This window comes from Streptomyces sp. NPDC014006 (assembly GCF_043088925.1).
Taxonomy (GTDB): Bacteria; Actinomycetota; Actinomycetes; order Streptomycetales; family Streptomycetaceae; genus Streptomyces.
This window is the reverse complement of the sequence record NZ_JBICAJ010000003.1, coordinates 48,237-66,505: the sequence shown is the minus strand read 5'-3', so window position 1 is coordinate 66,505 and position 18,269 is coordinate 48,237. Positions and strand designations below refer to the sequence as shown.

Below are 18,269 nucleotides of genomic sequence, written 5' to 3'. Positions count from 1 at the left end.
CGACACTCCCCAGCCCTCAGTATGCGCACAGACGCCGGACGGGCCGCACGCGTGCGCGTGCGGCCCGTCACCGGTCAGCGGGCTTACGGGGCCTCAGTGGCCGCCGTGCTCGCCGGCGCGCTTGATGGAGCGCTCGATCTCGGCCTCGGCGTCGGTGCGGCCGACCCAGTTGGCGCCTTCGACGCTCTTGCCCGGCTCCAGGTCCTTGTAGACCTCGAAGAAGTGCTGGATCTCCAGGCGGTCGAACTCCGAGACGTGGTGGATGTCGCGCAGGTGCTCCATCCGCGGGTCGGAGGCGGGCACGCACAGCACCTTGTCGTCGCCGCCGGCCTCGTCGCGCATGCGGAACATGCCGATGGCGCGGCACTTCACCAGCACGCCGGGGAAGGTGGGCTCGTCCAGGATGACCAGCGCGTCCAGCGGGTCGCCGTCCTCGCCGAGGGTGCCCTCGATGTAGCCGTAGTCGGCCGGGTAGACCGTCGAGGTGAAGAGGTGCCGGTCCAGGCGGATCCGACCCGTCTCGTGGTCCACTTCGTACTTGTTCCGCGAACCCTTCGGGATCTCGATCGTGACGTCGAACTCCACCGGTGGCTCCTCCATGATCAACACATACTTCGGGTGATTAAGTGTCCCTCACGCCAGTGTGTGATCGCGAAAGGGGCTGGTGGTCGTGCCGGAACTGAGGCCCTGGCGGGCCGCGAGAGGGCACATGGCGCGGATCGCGGACAGCGTACGGCCGCGGCTGCGAAGCGCCGCCACCGTCGCCGGCCGGCTGCGCGGCACGCGTGCCACCCGGCCGCAGCCCGTCAGAACCTGGCAGTACACAGCCGGTGCCGCCACTGTCGGTCTCGCACTGGCCGCCGGCGTCGTCACCGCCGCCGGCCCCTGGGACTCGGGTCAGCGTACGGCCGAACGGGAGTGGGCAGCCGCCCAGGAAGGCACGGGTGGCGCAGATCACGGCCGTACGTCCGATTCATCCGGATCCTCCGGGGTGGCGGGCGGGGTGCCCCGGCCCGCACCGAGCGCGGCAGCGGTCCTCACCGGCCTCGGCGGGGCCGCGACCTCGGTGCGGTCCGCGCCCGGCGGACCGGCCCTGGCCGGCCTCCTCGACCCGCTGATGACGGACCCCGCCCTCGGCGGCCGGCGCGCGGCCGTCGTCGTCGACCTGGCCACCGGCAGGCGTCTGTACGGCGTCGGCGCCGACGACCCGCTCACCCCCGCGTCCACGACGAAGATCGCCACGGCGGTCGCCGCGCTCTCGGCCCTGGGCGCCGACCACCGCCTCGCCACGCGCGCGGTGCTGGAGCCCGACACCCGCGAGCTGATCCTGGTCGGCGGCGGCGACCCGACCCTCACCGCCCGCGCGGACGCCGGGGGCTGGGCGAGCCTGCGCACCCTCGCAGCGTCCACGGCCACCGCCCTGAAGAAGCGCGGCGTGAACGAGGTGACGCTCTCGTACGACACGAGCCTGTACACCGGTCCCGAACTTCACCCCATCGGGGTCAACGAGAACCTCGCCCCCGTCACCGCCCTCATGGTGGACGAGGCCCGCACCGACGACTCTTCGTCCGGGCCGGCACCCCGCACCACCGAACCCGCGGCCGACGCCACCCGCCGCTTCGCCGACCTCCTGAACGCGCAGGGCATCCGCACCAAGTCCCCCGGCCCCTCCAAGGCCACCGCGCGCGCCCTGCCGCTCGCGACGGTCACGTCCCCGCCGCTGGCCGACCTGGTCGAGCGGATGCTCACCAACAGCGACAACGACATCGCCGAGCACCTGGCCCGCCAGACCGCCCTCGCCACGGGCGTCCGCCCCGACTTCACGGGCGGCGGCGAGGCGATCCAGCGGCAGCTCGCCAGGCTCGGTCTGCCGCCGGCGGGGGCCGCCTTCAGGGACGGCAGCGGCCTCGACCGCTCCGACCGCCTCACGGCGCACCTCCTGACGGCCCTCCTCGTCACCGCCGGCGACCCGGCCCGACCCGACCTGCGCCCCGTCCTCACCGGCCTCCCCGTCGCCGGCTTCACCGGCACCCTGACCACCCGCTACGCCGGCGGCGCGGCCGGCATCGTCCGCGCCAAGACCGGCACCCTGACGGGCGTCAACACCCTCGCCGGCACGGTCGTCGACCACCAGGGCCACGTCCTGGCCTTCGCCTTCCTGGCCTCCGGCACGACAGACCCGGAAGCAGCCCAACGCGCCCTGGACCGGGCGGCGACGGCACTGGCGGGCTGAACCACGCCACCGGCCGTGCGGTCGCAGTGCCGGGTGCCCGGCAAACGGCGGGTCCGCTCGCGACGCGACCACCTCGGCACCCCCGGTGACACCCCGGGTGTTGCCCCACCCCACGGCCTGCCCCGAGCGGTGACGCTCACGTACGGTTGACACATGACGAGCATCGGTGGTGCCGCATCTGCTGGGATGATCGACTGGAATCTCGCGGTCGCGACCGCGACCCGGCTCGTACGGCCGGGCCCCGAGGTCAGCCGCGAGGAGGCCCGTGACGTCGTCGCGGAACTGCGCCGTCACGCCAAGACCTCGGAGGAACACGTCCGGGGCTTCACCCGGATGGGGACCGGCGAGATGCACGACACCCCCGTCCTCGTCGTCGACCGCCCCGGCTGGGTGAAGGCCAACGTCGCCGGCTTCCGCGAGATCCTCAAGCCGCTGCTGCAGAAGATGCAGGAGCGCCGCGGCAGCACCCCCGGCGGTCAGGTGCTCGGAGCCGTCGGCGGCAAGGTCACCGGCGTCGAACTGGGCATGCTGCTGTCCTTCCTCGCCTCCCGCGTCCTCGGCCAGTACGAGACCTTCGCCCCCGCCACCCGTGAGCTCCCGGCCGGCGAGCACGGCGGCGGCCGCCTCCTGCTCGTCGCCCCCAACATCGTCCACGTCGAGCGCGAACTCGACGTCCAGCCGCACGACTTCCGCCTCTGGGTGTGCCTGCACGAGGAGACGCACCGCACCCAGTTCAGCGCCGTGCCGTGGCTGCGCGACCATCTGGAGGGCGAGATCCAGTCGTTCCTCGCCGAGACCGACGTCGACCCCATGACCATCCTGGAGCGCGTCCGGGAGGCCGCCCAGTCGCTGGCCGGCGGCCGTCCCGAGGGCGAGGAGGACGACGGCGGCCGCTCCCTCGTGGAGATCGTGCAGACCCCCGCCCAGCGGGAGATCCTCGGCCGCCTCACCGCCGTGATGAGCCTGCTCGAAGGCCACGCCGACTTCGTGATGGACGGCGTCGGCCCGTCCGTCGTCCCCTCCGTCGCCGAGATCCGCGAGAAGTTCCAGCAGCGCCGCGCCAAGGGCGCCTCCCGTCTGGACCTCGCCCTGCGCAAACTGCTCGGCCTGGACGCCAAGCTGCGGCAGTACCGGGACGGCGAGCGCTTCGTGCGCGCGGTCGTCGACGAGGTCGGCATGGACGGCTTCAACCGTGTGTGGACTTCCCCGAACACACTCCCTACCAAGGCGGAGATCTCCAAACCGGCGGACTGGGTCGCGCGGGTGCACCGCAGGCCGGAGGGGTGAACGGCGGACCACGGTGGTGGACACGATCCGGCCGACGGCAGGCGAACGCCCCTGCAATCACCCGTCCGAGGGACCGTGAGCCGTGGACAGGCGTGCAATGCTCGGGTCACCGCCCGTTTCTGTCACCATCTACACACTCTGAGTGACTGGCACGGGTTCACCCCCGACGAGCTTCCTGAAGGGAACCGGACATGGGTCCCCATCCTGCGGTCGCGGCGATACGCCTGGCGGTCCGCCGCGTCCTCCACGACATCCTCACCGAACAGCACGCCTCCCCGGCTGCCGCCTCCGCCGGGACCGCCCTGCTCGAGCGCCCTCCCGCGCCGCTCGTGCTCGTGGCCTGCTCCGGCGGCGCCGACTCCATGGCGCTCGCCTCCGCCCTCGCCTTCGAGGCCCCCCGCCTCGGGATCCGCGCCGGCGGTGTCACCGTCGACCACGGCCTGCAGCCCGGCTCCGACCTGCGCGCCGCCGAAGTCGTCCTGCGCCTGACCGACCTCGGCCTCGCGCCCGTGGAGTCCACCGCCGTCACCGTCGGCCGCGAGGGAGGCCCCGAGGCCGCCGCCCGCGACGCCCGCTACGCCGCCCTGGACGACGCGGCCGAACGCCACGGCGCCGCCGCGGTCCTGCTCGGCCACACCCGCGACGACCAGGCCGAGACCGTCCTGCTCGGTCTCGCCCGCGGTTCCGGCATCCGCTCCCTGTCCGGCATGGCCGCGGTCTCGGGGGCCGGCGGCCGTTACCGGCGCCCCTTCCTCCAGCTCGACCGGCAGACCGCGCGCAAGGCCTGCATGGTCCAGTCCCTGCCCGTCTGGGACGACCCGCACAACGCCGACCCCGCCTACACCCGCTCCCGGCTGCGCCACGAGGGCCTGCCCGCCCTGGAGAAGGCCCTCGGCAAGGGCGTCGTCGAGGCCCTCGCCCGTACGGCCCAGCTCTCCCGCGACGACGCCGACGCGCTCGACGCCTGGGCCAGCCAGGCCGAGGCCGGGGTGCGCGACGCGGCCGGCCGGCTGGAGTGCGCCAAGCTCTACGCCCTCCCGCCCGCCGTACGCCGCCGGATCCTGCGCCGCGCCGCCATCGAGGCCGGCGCCCCGGCCGGTTCCCTCTTCGCCCGGCACATCGAGGAGATGGACCGGCTGATCACCGGCTGGCGTGGTCAGGGGGCCATCAATCTGCCCGGCAAAGTCGTCGCCCGGCGCCAGGGTGGCAGACTGGTGATTCGGCAAGGCTGAGTCCCGACCCCTTTCGCACCTGCGGCGGGGGCGGACCGGCCGGTGGGACGACCGACCGAAAGTGATGCGGGTGGACGCGAAAGACATGGGTGCCGACCTTCAGCAGGTGCTCATCACCAAAGAAGAGATCGACGCGAAGCTGGCCGAGCTGGCCGCGAAGATCGACGCGGAGTACGCGGGCAAGGACCTGCTGATCGTCGGTGTCCTCAAGGGCGCCGTGATGGTCATGGCCGATCTGGCCCGGGCGCTGTCCACCCCCGTCACCATGGACTGGATGGCCGTCTCCTCCTACGGCGCGGGCACCCAGTCCTCCGGTGTGGTGCGGATCCTCAAGGACCTCGACACCGACATCAAGGGCAAGCACGTCCTGATCGTCGAGGACATCATCGACTCCGGCCTGACCCTGTCCTGGCTGATCAACAACCTCGGCTCGCGCGAGCCCGCCTCGCTGAAGGTGTGCACGCTGCTGCGCAAGCCGGACGCCGCGAAGGTCGCCATCGACGTGGAGTGGGTCGGCTTCGACATCCCCAACGAGTTCGTCGTCGGCTACGGCCTCGACTACGCCGAGAAGTACCGCAACCTGCCGTTCGTCGGTACGCTCGCGCCCCACGTCTACGGCGGCTAGCCCACCCGGGCACGGTCCCCGCGGCGATCGGGAACCCCGGAGGGGCTCCCGCCGTTGGAGCATGCAGACGGGTTCGTCAGCCGTCCTGTGCGGCTTCGGACGCCAAGGCTGGGGTACCGTCAGAAGAACTGTCTTATCAAACTCACTATGGCAGGAGGGACGGGGCGGCACCGCTCCGTGTGGATGGACGTGAAGCGATACTTCCGTGGGCCGGTCATGTGGATCGTGCTGGCCGTCCTTGCCGTGGTCGTGTTGATGCAGGTCGTCGGCTCGTCCGGCGGCTACAAGACGGTGGACACCTCCCAGGTCGTCCAGGCCATCAACGACAACAAGGTCGAGCAGGCCAAGCTGACCACCGGCGACGAGCAGACCATCAAGGTCGAGCTCAAGGACGGCGTCAAGGTTCAGGGCAGCTCGAAGATCCAGGCCAGTTACATCGGCGACCAGGGCGTGACCATCGCCGGCACGCTGCAGACCAAGTACCAGGACAAGCAGATCCCGAAGGGCTACACGGTCTCGCCCTCGAAGCAGAACCCGTTCCTCGGGATCCTGCTGTCCCTGCTGCCCTTCGTCCTCATCGTCGTCGTGTTCCTGTTCCTGATGAATCAGATGCAGGGCGGCGGCAGCCGTGTGATGAACTTCGGCAAGTCCAAGGCCAAGCTCATCACCAAGGACACCCCCAAGACGACGTTCACCGATGTCGCCGGCTGCGACGAGGCCGTCGAGGAGCTCCAGGAGATCAAGGAGTTCCTCCAGGAACCGGCCAAGTTCCAGGCCGTCGGCGCCAAGATCCCCAAGGGTGTGCTGCTGTACGGCCGCCCGGGTACCGGCAAGACCCTGCTCGCGCGCGCCGTGGCCGGCGAGGCGGGCGTCCCGTTCTACTCGATCTCCGGTTCCGACTTCGTCGAGATGTTCGTCGGTGTCGGTGCCTCCCGGGTCCGTGACCTGTTCGAACAGGCCAAGGCGAACGCCCCGGCGATCGTCTTCGTCGACGAGATCGACGCGGTCGGCCGCCACCGCGGCGCCGGCCTCGGCGGCGGTCACGACGAGCGCGAGCAGACCCTGAACCAGCTGCTCGTCGAGATGGACGGCTTCGACGTGAAGGGCGGCGTCATCCTGATCGCCGCCACCAACCGGCCCGACATCCTGGACCCGGCGCTGCTGCGCCCCGGACGCTTCGACCGGCAGATCGCCGTCGACCCGCCGGACCTGCAGGGCCGTCTGGAGATCCTCAAGGTCCACCAGAAGGGCAAGCCGGTCGCCCCGGACGTCGACCTGTCGGCCGTCGCCCGGCGCACCCCCGGCATGACCGGTGCCGACCTCGCCAACGTGCTGAACGAGGCCGCGCTGCTCACGGCCCGCTCGAACCAGAAGCTGGTCGACAACAAGATGCTCGACGAGGCGATCGACCGCGTCGTGGCCGGCCCGCAGAAGCGGACCCGCATCATGTCGGACAAGGAAAAGAAGATCACCGCGTACCACGAGGGCGGCCACGCCCTGGTCGCGGCGGCCTCACCGAACTCCGACCCGGTCCACAAGATCACCATCCTGTCCCGCGGCCGTGCCCTGGGCTACACGATGGTGCTGCCGGACGAGGACAAGTACTCCACCACCCGCAACGAGATGCTCGACCAGCTCGCCTACATGCTGGGCGGTCGCGCGGCCGAGGAACTGGTCTTCCACGACCCGACCACGGGCGCCGCGAACGACATCGAGAAGGCCACCAACCTGGCCCGCGCGATGGTCACCCAGTACGGCATGACCGAGCGTCTCGGCGCGATCAAGTTCGGCGGCGACAACAGCGAGCCGTTCCTGGGCCGTGAGATGGCCCACCAGCGCGACTACTCCGAGGAGGTCGCCGCGCTGGTGGACGAGGAAGTCAAGAAGCTCATCGAGACCGCGCACAACGAGGCCTGGGAAATCCTGGTCGAGAACCGCGACGTGCTCGACAACCTCGTCCTGCAGCTGCTGGAGAAGGAGACGCTGGGCAAGGAGGAGATCGCCGAGATCTTCGCCACCATCGTCAAGCGCCCGCCGCGGCCCGCCTGGACCGGTTCCTCCCGGCGTACGCCGTCCACCCGTCCGCCGGTGCTCTCCCCGAAGGAGCTCGCCCTGACGAACGGTGCCAACGGCGCCACGGCCGCGATCAGCACGGTGAAGTCGACGGCGGCGGACCCCGCCTCCACGACCGAGCCGTCGCGTGAGGACCGCCCCGAGAGCTGAGCCGTTCCGGCCACCGGGCCGGAATGGATGCCGCGCCCCCCGGGTTCTAGCCTGGGGGGCGCGGTTTTTCGTATACCGCGGTTCGAAACGCGTGGGCGCCCCACGTGTGACAGGTACAGGAACGAGGATCCAGATGACCGACCCCGTGACGCTGGACGGCGACGGCCCCATCGGCGAGTTCGACGAGAAGCGTGCCGAGAACGCCGTACGCGAACTCCTCATCGCGGTCGGCGAAGACCCGGACCGCGAGGGCCTCAGGGAGACGCCCGGCCGCGTGGCGCGGGCGTACAAGGAGATATTCGCGGGCCTGTGGCAGCAGCCCGAGGACGTCCTGACGACGACGTTCGACCTGGGGCACGACGAGATGGTGCTGGTGAAGGACATCGAGGTGTTCAGCACCTGTGAACACCATCTGGTGCCGTTCCGCGGCGTCGCCCATGTCGGTTACATCCCGTCCACCAGCGGGAAGATCACCGGGCTGTCCAAGCTGGCACGGCTCGTGGACGTCTACGCCCGCCGCCCGCAGGTGCAGGAACGTCTCACCACGCAGGTCGCGGACGCCCTGATGGAGATCCTGGAGCCGCGCGGGGTCATCGTGGTCATCCAGTGCGAGCACATGTGCATGTCGATGCGCGGCATCCGCAAGCCCGGCGCGAAGACCATCACCTCGGCGGTGCGCGGTCAGCTGCGGGACGCGGCGACCCGCAACGAGGCGATGAGCCTGATCATGTCCGGCTGAAGCCGGGAAGCCTGAGCCGGAAGGCTCCCGCGGGGCGGTGTCACGCCGGGTGCGCCGCCCCTTGGTTGTTGTCGTCCTCGTCCTCCGGGAGCTTGCAGACGCGCTCCAGGAAGATCGCCGCCGCTATCACGCCGATGCCCGCGACGACCGAGAAGCCGGCGTAGATGGCCTGGTCGCGGCGGGCCGGGATGTCGAGGAGTTCCAGCAGGAAGACGCCCGTGCCGCCGTACATGCCGGCGACGAGGGCGGCGACCAGCGCGCTGGCCTGGCCGAAGACGACTGCCCGGGCCGCCATCAGCGGGTCCACGCCCTTGGCGTCGGGGACGCGGTCGCGCTGGGCCTTGAGGCGGGCGCGCAGCGACAGCGCGGTGGCCAGCAGGACCACCGCGATCAGCGCGAGGACGATGGGGGCGGCCAGGGGGACGCCGGGCAGGGTCCCCACCGAGTTCCACAGGCGGGCGCCCGCCCAGGACAGGATGCCGGCGACGACGAACACACCGGCCAGCACCCTGATGCGCAGCTCTCTCACGGTGACCCTTCAGCTCCCCCGGACCGGGTGACGGGCGGCTCCCGTCCTGTGCGGCCGCACACGCGGCCCGCCTCGACCTTAACGACTACTCGGGCAGGTGGAGTTCCAGGTCCTTGCGGGGCGCGACACCCTCTCGGGTGACGCTGTCCAGGAGCTGCCCGATCATGCCGCGGCCGGGCAGCTCGGCGCCGGGCTCGACGTCGTACCAGGGAGCGAGGACGAAGGCGCGCTCGTGGGCGCGCGGGTGGGGGAGCGTGAGGTGCGGGTCGTCGGAGACCACACCGGCGTAGGCGACGATGTCGACGTCGAGGGTGCGCGCGCCCCAGCGCTCGGTGCGCACCCGGTGGAAGGCCTCCTCCACCGCGTGCGCCCGCTCCAGCAGGGAGGACGGGGGCAGGGTGGTCTTCACCAGAACGACGGCGTTGAAGTACGACGGCTGGCTGCCGGGGTCCACGCCCCACGGCTCGGTCTCGTAGACCGGGGAGACGGCTTTGACGCGCACGCCCGGCGTGTCCTCCAGGGCGTCGATGGCGCCCTGGAGGGTCTCCAGCCGGTTGCCGAGGTTGGAGCCGAGGGCGATCACGGCCCGTTTCGGGTTCTGCAGCGTGGTGTCGGCGGCGTCGACCTGTTCGACGACGGAGGCGGGTACCGGCTGGACGGTCGGGTCGCTGTGACCTTTGGTGAAGGGTGCGGTCATACTCGGCTCCGGGTGATCGTGACGGTCACGTCGTCGAAGGGGACGGTGATCGGCGCGTCCGGCTTGTGGACGGTCACCTCGACCTCCTTGGCCCCCTCGTGCTTCAGACACACCTGGGCGATGCGCTCGGCGAGGGTCTCGATGAGGTCCACGGGCTCGCCCTGGACGACGGCCACGACCTCCTCGGCCACGATGCCGTAGTGCACGGTCTTCGCCAGGTCGTCGTCCGCCGCGGCCGGCCGGGTGTCCAGGCCGATGACGAGGTCCACGATGAAGGTCTGGCCCTCTTCGCGTTCCTTGGGGAACACACCGTGGTGCCCGCGGGCCTTGAGGCCGCGCAGCGCGACACGATCCACGCGAATCACTCCTGCAATCGTCGGGTGCGGCCGGTCCGTACCGCGTGCGGGCGGTGCGTCGGCCTCGGTCGAATCTACCTGCGGGCACTGACAGCGCAGGGCCACGGGGCGGCGGGCCGGCGCGGTTCCGGAAGGTTCACCGCGTGTTTCCCCTGGGAAACCCGCTGGCTCACGGGCTGGTGGCCGTCCCCGGCCCGGGCGCCCGTGATTCCGACCACTTCCTCGTCCCTGCGGGCGGACCCATAGATCGCCTACCCACTCAGGAGGGTGACTCCTCGCCCTCCTCCTCGTCGTTTTCGGCCAGAACGGGCGAGGCGTGGTGCGACCAGAGCTTCCACCCCGCCGGCGTGCGCCGGAACACGTTCGTGGCGACCACGAGCTGGCCCACGAGCGGCCCCAGCTCCTCGCCCTCGGTGGGGGCGGGGCCGCCGCTGAGGATGTTCTCGGTGCAGGTGACCACGGCCGTGTCCCCGGTGACCGAGACATGCACGTCGGTGAGGAAGAACTGGATGTAGTCGGTGTTCGCCATGATCAGCGCGTAGGAGCGCAGGACCTCGCCACGGCCGGTGAGCACGGGCCAGCCGGGGTGCACACAGGAGACCACGCCGGCGTCGGCCGGATCGTGGTAGGTCTCGTCGACGCCCAGGTCGGCCGGGGTGAGCCAGGTCGAGGCGACCTCCTCGAAGTCGCCCCGTTCGAGTGCTTCGTAGAAGGCCGTGTTGGCGGCCTCCACCTGTTCGACGTCGGTGTGCGGGGCGCTCACCGGGCTCCTTCGGGCCCGTGGGCGCCGGGCGCGGGCGATGCGGGGGGCGCTTCGGGCGCCGTACGCGCCCCTTCCACGGCGCGTGCGACCCGTACCGCGTCCGCCGTGGCGCGGACCTCGTGGACGCGGACCGCCCAGGCGCCGGCGTGCGCGGCGAGCGCGGAGACGGCGGCCGTGGCGGCGTCGCGTTCGCGGGCGGGCGGGGGCGCGCCGTCGGGGCCGGCGAGGATGCGGCCGAGGAACCGCTTGCGGGAGGCGGCGATGAGCAGCGGGTGGCCGAGCGCGTGGAGCCGGTGGGCGTGGGCGAGGAGGGCGAGGTCGTGCTCGGCGTCCTTGGAGAAGCCGAGGCCGGGGTCGACGATGACGCGGTCGGGGGCGATGCCGCCGTCCAGGGCGGCCTGCACGCGTGCGTGGAGCTCGTCGACGACCTCGGTGACGACGTCGGCGTAGTGGCCCGGGACGTTGCCGCCCTGGAGGAAGCCGCGCCAGTGCATGACGACGAAGGGAGCGCCGGCGTCGGCGACGGCGGGGATCATCGCGGGGTCGGCCATGCCGCCGCTGACGTCGTTGACGAGGGCGGCGCCGGCCGCGAGGGACTGGGCGGCGACCCGGGCGCGCATGGTGTCCACGGAGACGACGACGCCCTCGGAGGCCAGGCCCCGCACGACGGGGATGACCCGGCGCAGTTCCTCCTCCTCGTCGACGCGGGTGGCGCCGGGGCGGGTGGACTCGCCGCCGACGTCGACCAGGTCGGCGCCCCGGGCGAAGAGGTCGAGGCCGTGCTTGACGGCGGCGGTCGTGTCGAACCAGCGGCCGCCGTCGGAGAAGGAGTCGGGGGTGACGTTCACGACACCCATGACCGCGCAGCGGCCCCAGTCCGGAAGGCCCGCGACGCGTCGGCGTCCGCTGTGGTTGCTCATATGTTCAGCGTAGGCCCCTCACCGGGGCCGTAACGCCGTTCGGCCCGGGCGCGGGCCCCGGTGCTTCGGGGACCCGCGCCCGGGCCGGTCGTGTCCGTCGCAGGGGTGGGTCAGGCCGCGCGCACGTCGCGTTCGGCCACGCCGTGGGCGCACGGGCGCCGGCTGGCGGCGCGGCGGCGCAGGAAGCGCGGCAACGGCGGGGCGAGGTTCACGAAGCCCTCGGCCTGCATGTAGGCGAAGCCGATGCGGGGCAGGTCGGCGGAGGCGCGGTAGACGATGAAGCGCGGCTCCCAGCGCGGCTGGAACTTGGCGTTGAACTTGTACAGCGACTCGATCTGGAACCAGCGCGAGAGGAAGATCAGCAGTCCGCGCCAGACGCGCAGCACCGGGCCGGCGCCGAGCTTCTCGCCACGCGCCAGCGCCGAGCGGAAGACGGCGAAGTTCAGCGAGACGCGCTCGATGCCGAGCTTCGGGGCTGCCTGGAGGGCGGCCACGATCAGCAGCTCGTTCATGCCGGGGTCGGCGCTGCGGTCACGCCGCATGAGGTCCAGCGAGACGCCGTCGGTGCCCCAGGGCACGAAGTGCAGGATCGCCTTGAGGTCGCCGTACGCGCCGGGCTCGTCGTCGGCCTTGTGGGCGGTGGCGAGGAGGCAGTCGGCGTCGGCGGGGTCGCCGAGGCGGCCCAGCGCCATGGAGAAGCCGCGCTCGGTGTCGGTGCCGCGCCAGTCGTCGGCGGCGCGCCGGATGCGCTCGAGTTCGGCCTCGCCGAGGTCACCGATACGCCGCACCCGCGTCTCGTAACCGGCCCGCTCGATGCGCTTGACCATCTGGCGCACGTTGCGCATCGCACGCCCGGAGAGGGAGAAATCCTTCACGTCCACCACCGCCTCGTCGCCCAGTTCGAGGGCGTCGAGGCCGGTCTCGCGGGTCCACACCTCGCCGCCGGTCTCGGAGCAGCCGACCACTGCGGGCGTCCAGGAGTGGGCCTTGGCCTCGTCCATGAACCGCTCGATGGCGCCCGGCCAGGCCTCGACGTCGCCGATGGGGTCGCCGCTGGCGAGCATCACGCCGGAGACGACGCGGTAGGTGACGGCGGCCTTGCCGCTGGGGGAGAAGACGACGGCCTTGTCGCGGCGCAGCGCGAAGTGGCCGAGGGAGTCGCGTCCGCCGTGCTTGGCGAGCAGGTCGCGCAGCCGCTCCTCGTCGTGCTCGGTGAGGCGGGCGGCCGGGTGCTCGGGGCGGAAGGCGAGGTAGATGGTGGTGACGGCGGTCAGCCAGCCGAGCGCGCCGAGGGAGAAGGCGACGGTCCAGGAGGTGTTGCCCTGGTAGTCGACCGGGCCCTCGAAGCCGAACAGGCCGTAGATCACGTGCGTGATCCGATCGGCCAGGCTCGGGTCGCCGACCATCCGGTTCGGATGGACGCTGACGATGATCAGGCCCAGCACGAGGGAACCGGCGCTCATGAGGACGAAGTTGGCCAGGGCCCGCCAGCGGCTGCGCGGGTCGGGCAGAGCCGTGAACTGCTCGCGGTGGATGATCAGCGGCGCGAGCAGCGCGACGGAGATCAGCACCCCGATGACCGAGTGCCGATACACGAACTGGGCCACCGCGCCGGCCGGCAGCAGGACGACGGCGGCGCGCCAGGCGCGGCGCTTGCCGCGCTTGAGGCCGTGGGCGAGCAGCAGCAGCAGAACGCCGGCGCTCAGTGAGAGCGCCGCCGCGAACGGCCCGAACGATCCGGGCAGCACCTCGGCGAGGGCGTGCATACGGCTGTGCCTGAACCGCGGGAAGACCCCTGCGGCGATGTCCAGGACACCCACGAGTGCGCACGCTCTGCCGACGAGGACCGGACTGGCCTCGGGGCGCGGGCCGCGCACGACGCGCCGTACCCGGCTTGATCGGCTCGGAACCCCGTCCGACATTTCCCCATCTTCCCTGACAGACATCGCATCCCGTAGTTCTGCGAGAGACCTTGAACCCGGTGCCGTATCGGGCATCCGGCGACATTGCGTCCTCTAGGACGGTGTCTCGGGGGGAGAGGTTCACTCGCCCCGTCAAAGCCGGTTCAAAGGCCGAGGAAAGTTCGGGGCAAGCCCTCGCGGAGAAAGCGGGGATGCGCCCGGTGCCCGGATGGAAAGCGCAGGCAGGAACACCCCATGGGTCTCACGAGCAAGAAAGTGCTGTTGCTGGCGATCGTGGTCGCCGCGGTCCTGTTCGTCGGCACGGTGTGGCTGTGGCCGCGTCTGTCGCGCCGCAACTGGCGTGCGGTCGCCGGACGGATCGGGCTGCTGTTCGTGACACAGGTGACGCTGTTCGCGGGCGTGGGGCTCGCGGCGAACCGTTCCTTCGGCTTCTACGCCAGCTGGGCCGACCTCTTCGGGCAGGAGAACGGCCAGGGCGTGGTCGTCGACCACAACGCGAACGGCCCCGACGGCGGCCCGCTCCAGGTGCTCGACACCCGCAAGGTGAGCAAGTCGGGCGGGGGCCGGCCGGAGATCGGCGGGCAGATCCAGAAGGTCGCCATCACCGGACCAGCGACTCACATAGCCACGCCCGCGTACGTCTATCTGCCGCCTGAGTACTTCCAGGCGCAGTACCGCACGCGCACGTTCCCCGCGGCCGTCGTGCTGACCGGGTACCCGGGCACGGCCGAGGCGCTGGTGGACAAGCTGCACTATCCGCGCACCGCGCGCGATCTTGCCAAGCAGGGCCGGATGCAGCCGATGATCCTGGTGATGATGCGCCCGACGGTCGCGCCCCCGCGCGACACCGAGTGCGTGGACGTGCCGGGCGGCCCGCAGACGGAGACGTTCTTCGCCAAGGACCTGCCGCAGGCGGTGTCGGCCCACTACCGGGTGGGGCGCGGTCCCGGCTCCTGGGGCGTCGTGGGCGACTCCACCGGCGGCTACTGCGCGCTGAAGTTCGCCATGCACCACCCGAGCGTGTACGCCGCGGCCGTGGGCCTGTCCCCCTACTACAAGGCGCCGGTCGACCCCACGACGGGCGACCTCTTCCACGGCGACAAGCAGCTGCGCAACCGCGCCGACCTGATGTGGTGCCTCAAGCACATGCCGGCACCCGACACCTCACTGCTCGTCACCAGCAGCAAGGTGGGGGAGAACAACTACAAGAGCACGACGAAGTTCATCGGCGCGGTGAAGGCGACCGGCACGACCCGCATCTCGTCCATCATCCTCGACAGCGGCGGGCACAACTTCAACACGTGGCGGCGTGAGATCCCCGAGTCGCTGGCGTGGCTCAGCGGGCGGCTGACGGCGGGCTGACACGGGCTGACCGCAGCCCCTGCGCCCCCTGGCTTTCGCTGATGCCCCGTGAACCCTTGCCGATGGCTTTGTTTTTACGGCCCGGGGCTTCACGAACCGCCTACGCGCGGTAAGTTTCTGGCCATGCCACGTGGACGTCACCGCCATTCCCCGCCCTTGCACAGGGTGCTGCCGCCGTCGGCGATCGCAGGCGTCTCGGTCGTCTGTGCCCTAGGCCCCTGGGTGTCCACGGACGCCCTGGTGCTGCGGGTCCTGGCCGGGGCGGGCGCGGTGACGGCCGTCCTCGGCGCGTTCGTCATGCGGCGCTGGGACATCCAGGCGGGCAAGCAGGTGGCCGACCTCACGCGCGCGCGTGCCAGCGACGAGTGGCGGTACGAGGAGCGGGTCGCCGAACTGGAGACCGACCTGGAGGAGTCGCGCGAACTGCGCGCCAAGCTCGAGCAGCGGCTGCGGGCCAAGCGCACGGAACTGGCGGGCCTGCGCAACGAGCACGCGGCCCTGCTGCGCCGCTACGCCACGGCGGAGACGGAGCGGGCCAGCGCCCTGGAGGGCCGCCGCCTGCTCGAACTCGAGGCCCCGGTACGCGCACTGCCGCCGGCGCCCCCGAAGAAGGACGCGACGACGGCCGGGGACCAGCCGGCCGGCCCGGCCCCGGCGGTCTTCTCCCGCGAGGGCGCGCGGCTGTACCAGGCGGCGAACGCGGCACTGATGCGCCTCGCCACCGGCGCCGAGCGGGAGGACGAGGCGGAGGGGAAGCCCCGGGCGGCCGACGCGCAGGAGCACGCGGCCGCCACCGGCGAGACGCCGGAGACCCAGCCCGGCGGCCACTTCGCCGTGCCGACCGCCGTGGCCGTCGTACCGCCCGCCCCGCCGGTACGGCGTCCCGTGGCCAACGGCGAGTTCGACTTCTTCGGCACGAAGGCGACCCCGACGCCGGCGGCCCTGGAGGCCGTCCAGAACGAGGACCTCGCCGACGTCGTCGGCCAGGAGGCCCTCGCGCTGCACAAGGCGGAGACGGAGGCCGACTTCAAGCCGGCCGACGACGCGGCACCCCGCGCGGGCCAGGTCATCGACCTGACGGCCCACGACGAAACAGAACAGATAGACGTCCAGAGCCTGCGCAGCGCAGCGTCCTGACTCCGTCGGCCGACCCGGCCGAGGTGGGCTGCGCGCCCGGCGTTTGGTGTTGCCCGGCGCCGGTGCAGGGCCGCGGGTGGGTGCGCTCGCCGGCGCCGGCGGGGTGCCTCCCCCAAGCTCTTCGAGCAGGGGGGACACTCAGCCCACCCGTGCCGCCCCAGGGGCACGACTGCCCGCAGCTCAGCCGGCTGAAGGCGCGCGCCACGGCGTTGGTGCAGTCGCCGACTCACCCGCCGGCACAGCGGGCGACACCAGCCACCCACGCACCGCAACGGGCCGCCGCAGGTACAAGAAGGGGCGCGGGGCTGTATTCGCCATGCGGCTCCGCCGCGTGGGCGCGACCAGCCACGACGAAACCCGCAGACGAAGAACCGTCAAAGCCTCACGCCATCCACCGATCAGCCCGCGCAGCCCTCCGCCCCGTCCGAGACCGCTCCGCCTGCCCCCGCAGCAACTCCGCCGCCTCCCCGGCCCCCCTCAACCGCGCCGTGACCGTCTTGTCGGCCCCCGAGTCCACATGCACATCGGCCAGCCCCCACAACCGCTCCCACGGCCCCTGAGTGACCCGCACGCTCTGCACCTTGGCGTGCGGCACGAGCGCGAGGTGCCGCCGCAGCAACCCGCGCCGCGCGGCGAACACGTCGCCGTCGACGGCCAGCCCGTACCCCCGCCACCACACCGGCACGCACCACCCGGCCCGCCGCCCCGGCCGCGACAAGGACGACATCGCCGGCACGACCACCCCCGGCAGCACGCGCGCGACGACCGCCTCGGCGACCTCCCGCGGAGCGACCGGCACGAGCACGGAGTTCGACGACCCGGCCACGTCCAGCTCCACCCGGACCCACCCCCGCCGACGCCACAGCAGCGGCTGCACGATCCGCACCGTCTGCACCCGCCCCGGCGGCACCGTCTCGTGGCTGCGGTCCAGCAGCCCCCGGTCGATGCGCAGCCCGTCCGGCGACTCGCCGACCGTCCAGTCGTACTCCGCGACGAACCGTCCCACGCTGCTCGCCCCCGCCGTGCCGAGCAGCGGTGCCGCGGCCGCGAGGACCGTCCACAGGCTGTGGGTGGCCAGCCACAGCACCGGCGGGACGACGAGCGCGGCGATCAGCGAACCCCAGGTGGCGCCCGTCAGCACCAGGGAGAGCGCGAGCGCCCGCGGCGGTACGCGCAGCACCTCGCGCGCCGGCGCCTCCCCGACCTCGTGCGCCGTCTCGGGCGCGAACCCGGCGGCACGCGCCAGCAGCTCCGCGCGCAGCGTACGTGCCTCGCGCTCGCCGAGGAACGCCAGCTCGTCCTTCTTCTCCGCGCCGACCACGTCGAGCCGCAGCTTCGCCACGCCCGCGATCCGCGCGAGCAGCGGCTGTGTGACGTCGACCGCCTGGATCCGCTCCAGCCGGATGTGCGCGGTACGCCGGAACAGCAGCCCGGTGCGGATGCGCAACTCCGTGCCGGTCACCGAGAAGTGCGTGAACCACCACGTCAGAAAGCCGTACAACGCGGCCGTCGGGACGATCACGGCGAACGCGAGCAGCAGCGTCGTGGTCGTCAGCCGGGTCAGCTGCCGCTGCGCCTGGTCCGGGTCGTGCACCGCCCAGCCGACGATCACCGCGATCGGCGCCCACGCCCGCCGCAGCGGCGTCACCGGGTGCAGCCGCCGCTCGCCCGGGGCCCGCTCCTCGGGTACGCCCTGGGCGGCGTCCGGCGCCGTCACAGCCCCGCCGATCGGGCCTCGCCCAGCTCGGTGAGCCGGTCGCGCAGTCGTTCCGCCTCGGCCGGGTCCAGTCCGGGGATGGTCGCGTCGGTCGCGGCGGCCGCCGTGTGCAACTGCACGCTGGCCAGCCCGAAATACCGCTCGACGGGACCGGAGGTGACCTCCACCAGCTGCATCCGCCCGTACGGCACGACGGTCTCCTCACGCCACAGCACACCCCGGCTGATCAGCAGGTCGTCGGCGCGCTCGGCGTACCGCCAGGACCGCCAGTTGCGGCCGAGCAGTACCCAGCCCCATGCGGCGAGCGCCAGGGGCAGCAGCGCGAACGCCGCCCAGGCCGGTCCGACGAGCAGCCCGGGCAGCAGCCCGGCGGCCAGGGCGATGAGCCCCAGCCACACCACCAGCAGCAGCCGCCGCATCCGCAGCAGTCCCGGCGGCAGCCCGGTCCACACCGGCTCCGCCACCCGTTCCGTCGTCCCTGTGTCCGCCGCATCCCGCCGGTCGTGCGGGCTCCCCGTCTCCATGCG

At 72.1% G+C, this 18,269-nt stretch carries 17 protein-coding genes; 8 read left to right on the top strand and 9 right to left on the bottom strand.

Annotation, left to right across the window (positions count from 1 at the left end):
• Positions 1-93 precede the first annotated feature (93 nt).
• Positions 94-585, bottom strand: a complete 492-nt coding sequence (locus ACF1GV_RS12445) for an inorganic diphosphatase (RefSeq protein WP_391679746.1) — start codon at positions 583-585, stop codon at positions 94-96.
• Positions 586-664: 79 nt separating this feature from the next.
• On the opposite strand from ACF1GV_RS12445, the gene dacB reads away from it, so the two are divergent.
• The 6 genes from dacB to folE all read left to right on the top strand — a co-directional run bounded on the left by dacB (position 665) and on the right by folE (position 8,339).
• Entirely contained in the window at positions 665-2,233 is a 1,569-nt protein-coding gene (gene dacB / locus ACF1GV_RS12440) for a D-alanyl-D-alanine carboxypeptidase/D-alanyl-D-alanine-endopeptidase (RefSeq protein ID WP_391679744.1), read from the top strand.
• Between the two features lie 153 nt (positions 2,234-2,386).
• Positions 2,387-3,520 (top strand): zinc-dependent metalloprotease, encoded by a 1,134-nt coding sequence (locus tag ACF1GV_RS12435; RefSeq protein ID WP_391679742.1) that lies wholly within the window; start codon positions 2,387-2,389, stop codon positions 3,518-3,520.
• A 191-nt stretch (positions 3,521-3,711) separates the two neighbouring features.
• Entirely contained in the window at positions 3,712-4,752 is a 1,041-nt protein-coding gene (gene tilS, locus ACF1GV_RS12430; RefSeq protein WP_391679740.1) for a tRNA lysidine(34) synthetase TilS, read from the top strand.
• Between the two features lie 64 nt (positions 4,753-4,816).
• Entirely contained in the window at positions 4,817-5,377 is a 561-nt protein-coding gene (hpt, locus tag ACF1GV_RS12425) for a hypoxanthine phosphoribosyltransferase (protein ID WP_031165039.1), read from the top strand.
• A gap of 183 nt (positions 5,378-5,560) precedes the next feature.
• Positions 5,561-7,600, top strand: a complete 2,040-nt coding sequence (gene ftsH, locus ACF1GV_RS12420) for an ATP-dependent zinc metalloprotease FtsH (protein WP_391679739.1) — start codon at positions 5,561-5,563, stop codon at positions 7,598-7,600.
• A gap of 133 nt (positions 7,601-7,733) precedes the next feature.
• Positions 7,734-8,339: a GTP cyclohydrolase I FolE gene (gene folE, locus ACF1GV_RS12415; protein ID WP_363266436.1), complete on the top strand. Its 606-nt coding sequence runs from the start codon at positions 7,734-7,736 to the stop codon at positions 8,337-8,339.
• 40 nt (positions 8,340-8,379) lie between these two features.
• Here folE and ACF1GV_RS12410 read toward each other — a convergent pair whose 3' ends face one another.
• The 6 genes from ACF1GV_RS12410 to ACF1GV_RS12385 all read right to left on the bottom strand — a co-directional run bounded on the left by ACF1GV_RS12410 (position 8,380) and on the right by ACF1GV_RS12385 (position 13,526).
• On the bottom strand, positions 8,380-8,868 hold the full coding sequence (locus ACF1GV_RS12410) for a DUF3180 domain-containing protein (RefSeq protein ID WP_391679738.1): 489 nt from the start codon (positions 8,866-8,868) through the stop codon (positions 8,380-8,382).
• 85 nt (positions 8,869-8,953) lie between these two features.
• Entirely contained in the window at positions 8,954-9,565 is a 612-nt protein-coding gene (gene folK, locus ACF1GV_RS12405; protein WP_363266438.1) for a 2-amino-4-hydroxy-6-hydroxymethyldihydropteridine diphosphokinase, read from the bottom strand.
• Positions 9,562-9,921 carry a dihydroneopterin aldolase gene (gene folB / locus ACF1GV_RS12400; RefSeq protein WP_363266439.1) on the bottom strand — a complete coding sequence of 120 codons (360 nt, stop codon included), beginning with the start codon at positions 9,919-9,921 and terminating at the stop codon, positions 9,562-9,564. Before folB ends, folK begins: the two co-directional genes overlap by 4 nt.
• Positions 9,922-10,180: 259 nt before the next feature.
• Positions 10,181-10,684 carry a nuclear transport factor 2 family protein gene (locus ACF1GV_RS12395; RefSeq protein ID WP_391679736.1) on the bottom strand — a complete coding sequence of 168 codons (504 nt, stop codon included), beginning with the start codon at positions 10,682-10,684 and terminating at the stop codon, positions 10,181-10,183.
• Entirely contained in the window at positions 10,681-11,604 is a 924-nt protein-coding gene (folP, locus tag ACF1GV_RS12390; protein ID WP_391679735.1) for a dihydropteroate synthase, read from the bottom strand. Before folP ends, ACF1GV_RS12395 begins: the two co-directional genes overlap by 4 nt.
• Before the next feature lie 110 nt (positions 11,605-11,714).
• The gene (locus tag ACF1GV_RS12385) at positions 11,715-13,526 is read right to left on the bottom strand and encodes a phosphatidylglycerol lysyltransferase domain-containing protein (protein WP_391679733.1); all 1,812 of its coding nucleotides are present in this window, start codon (positions 13,524-13,526) and stop codon (positions 11,715-11,717) included.
• Between the two features lie 234 nt (positions 13,527-13,760).
• Here ACF1GV_RS12385 and ACF1GV_RS12380 point away from each other — a divergent pair, with 234 nt between their 5' ends.
• Positions 13,761-14,888, top strand: coding sequence for an alpha/beta hydrolase (locus ACF1GV_RS12380; protein ID WP_391679732.1), 1,128 nt, complete (start codon positions 13,761-13,763; stop codon positions 14,886-14,888).
• A gap of 123 nt (positions 14,889-15,011) precedes the next feature.
• Positions 15,012-16,025, top strand: coding sequence for a hypothetical protein (locus ACF1GV_RS12375; protein ID WP_391679730.1), 1,014 nt, complete (start codon positions 15,012-15,014; stop codon positions 16,023-16,025).
• Positions 16,026-16,407: 382 nt separating this feature from the next.
• On the opposite strand, the gene ACF1GV_RS12370 is transcribed toward ACF1GV_RS12375, so the two are convergent.
• Entirely contained in the window at positions 16,408-17,742 is a 1,335-nt protein-coding gene (locus ACF1GV_RS12370; RefSeq protein ID WP_391679729.1) for a PH domain-containing protein, read from the bottom strand.
• Positions 17,739-18,266 (bottom strand): PH domain-containing protein, encoded by a 528-nt coding sequence (locus ACF1GV_RS12365; RefSeq protein WP_391679727.1) that lies wholly within the window; start codon positions 18,264-18,266, stop codon positions 17,739-17,741. Before ACF1GV_RS12365 ends, ACF1GV_RS12370 begins: the two co-directional genes overlap by 4 nt.
• Positions 18,267-18,269 lie beyond the last annotated feature (3 nt).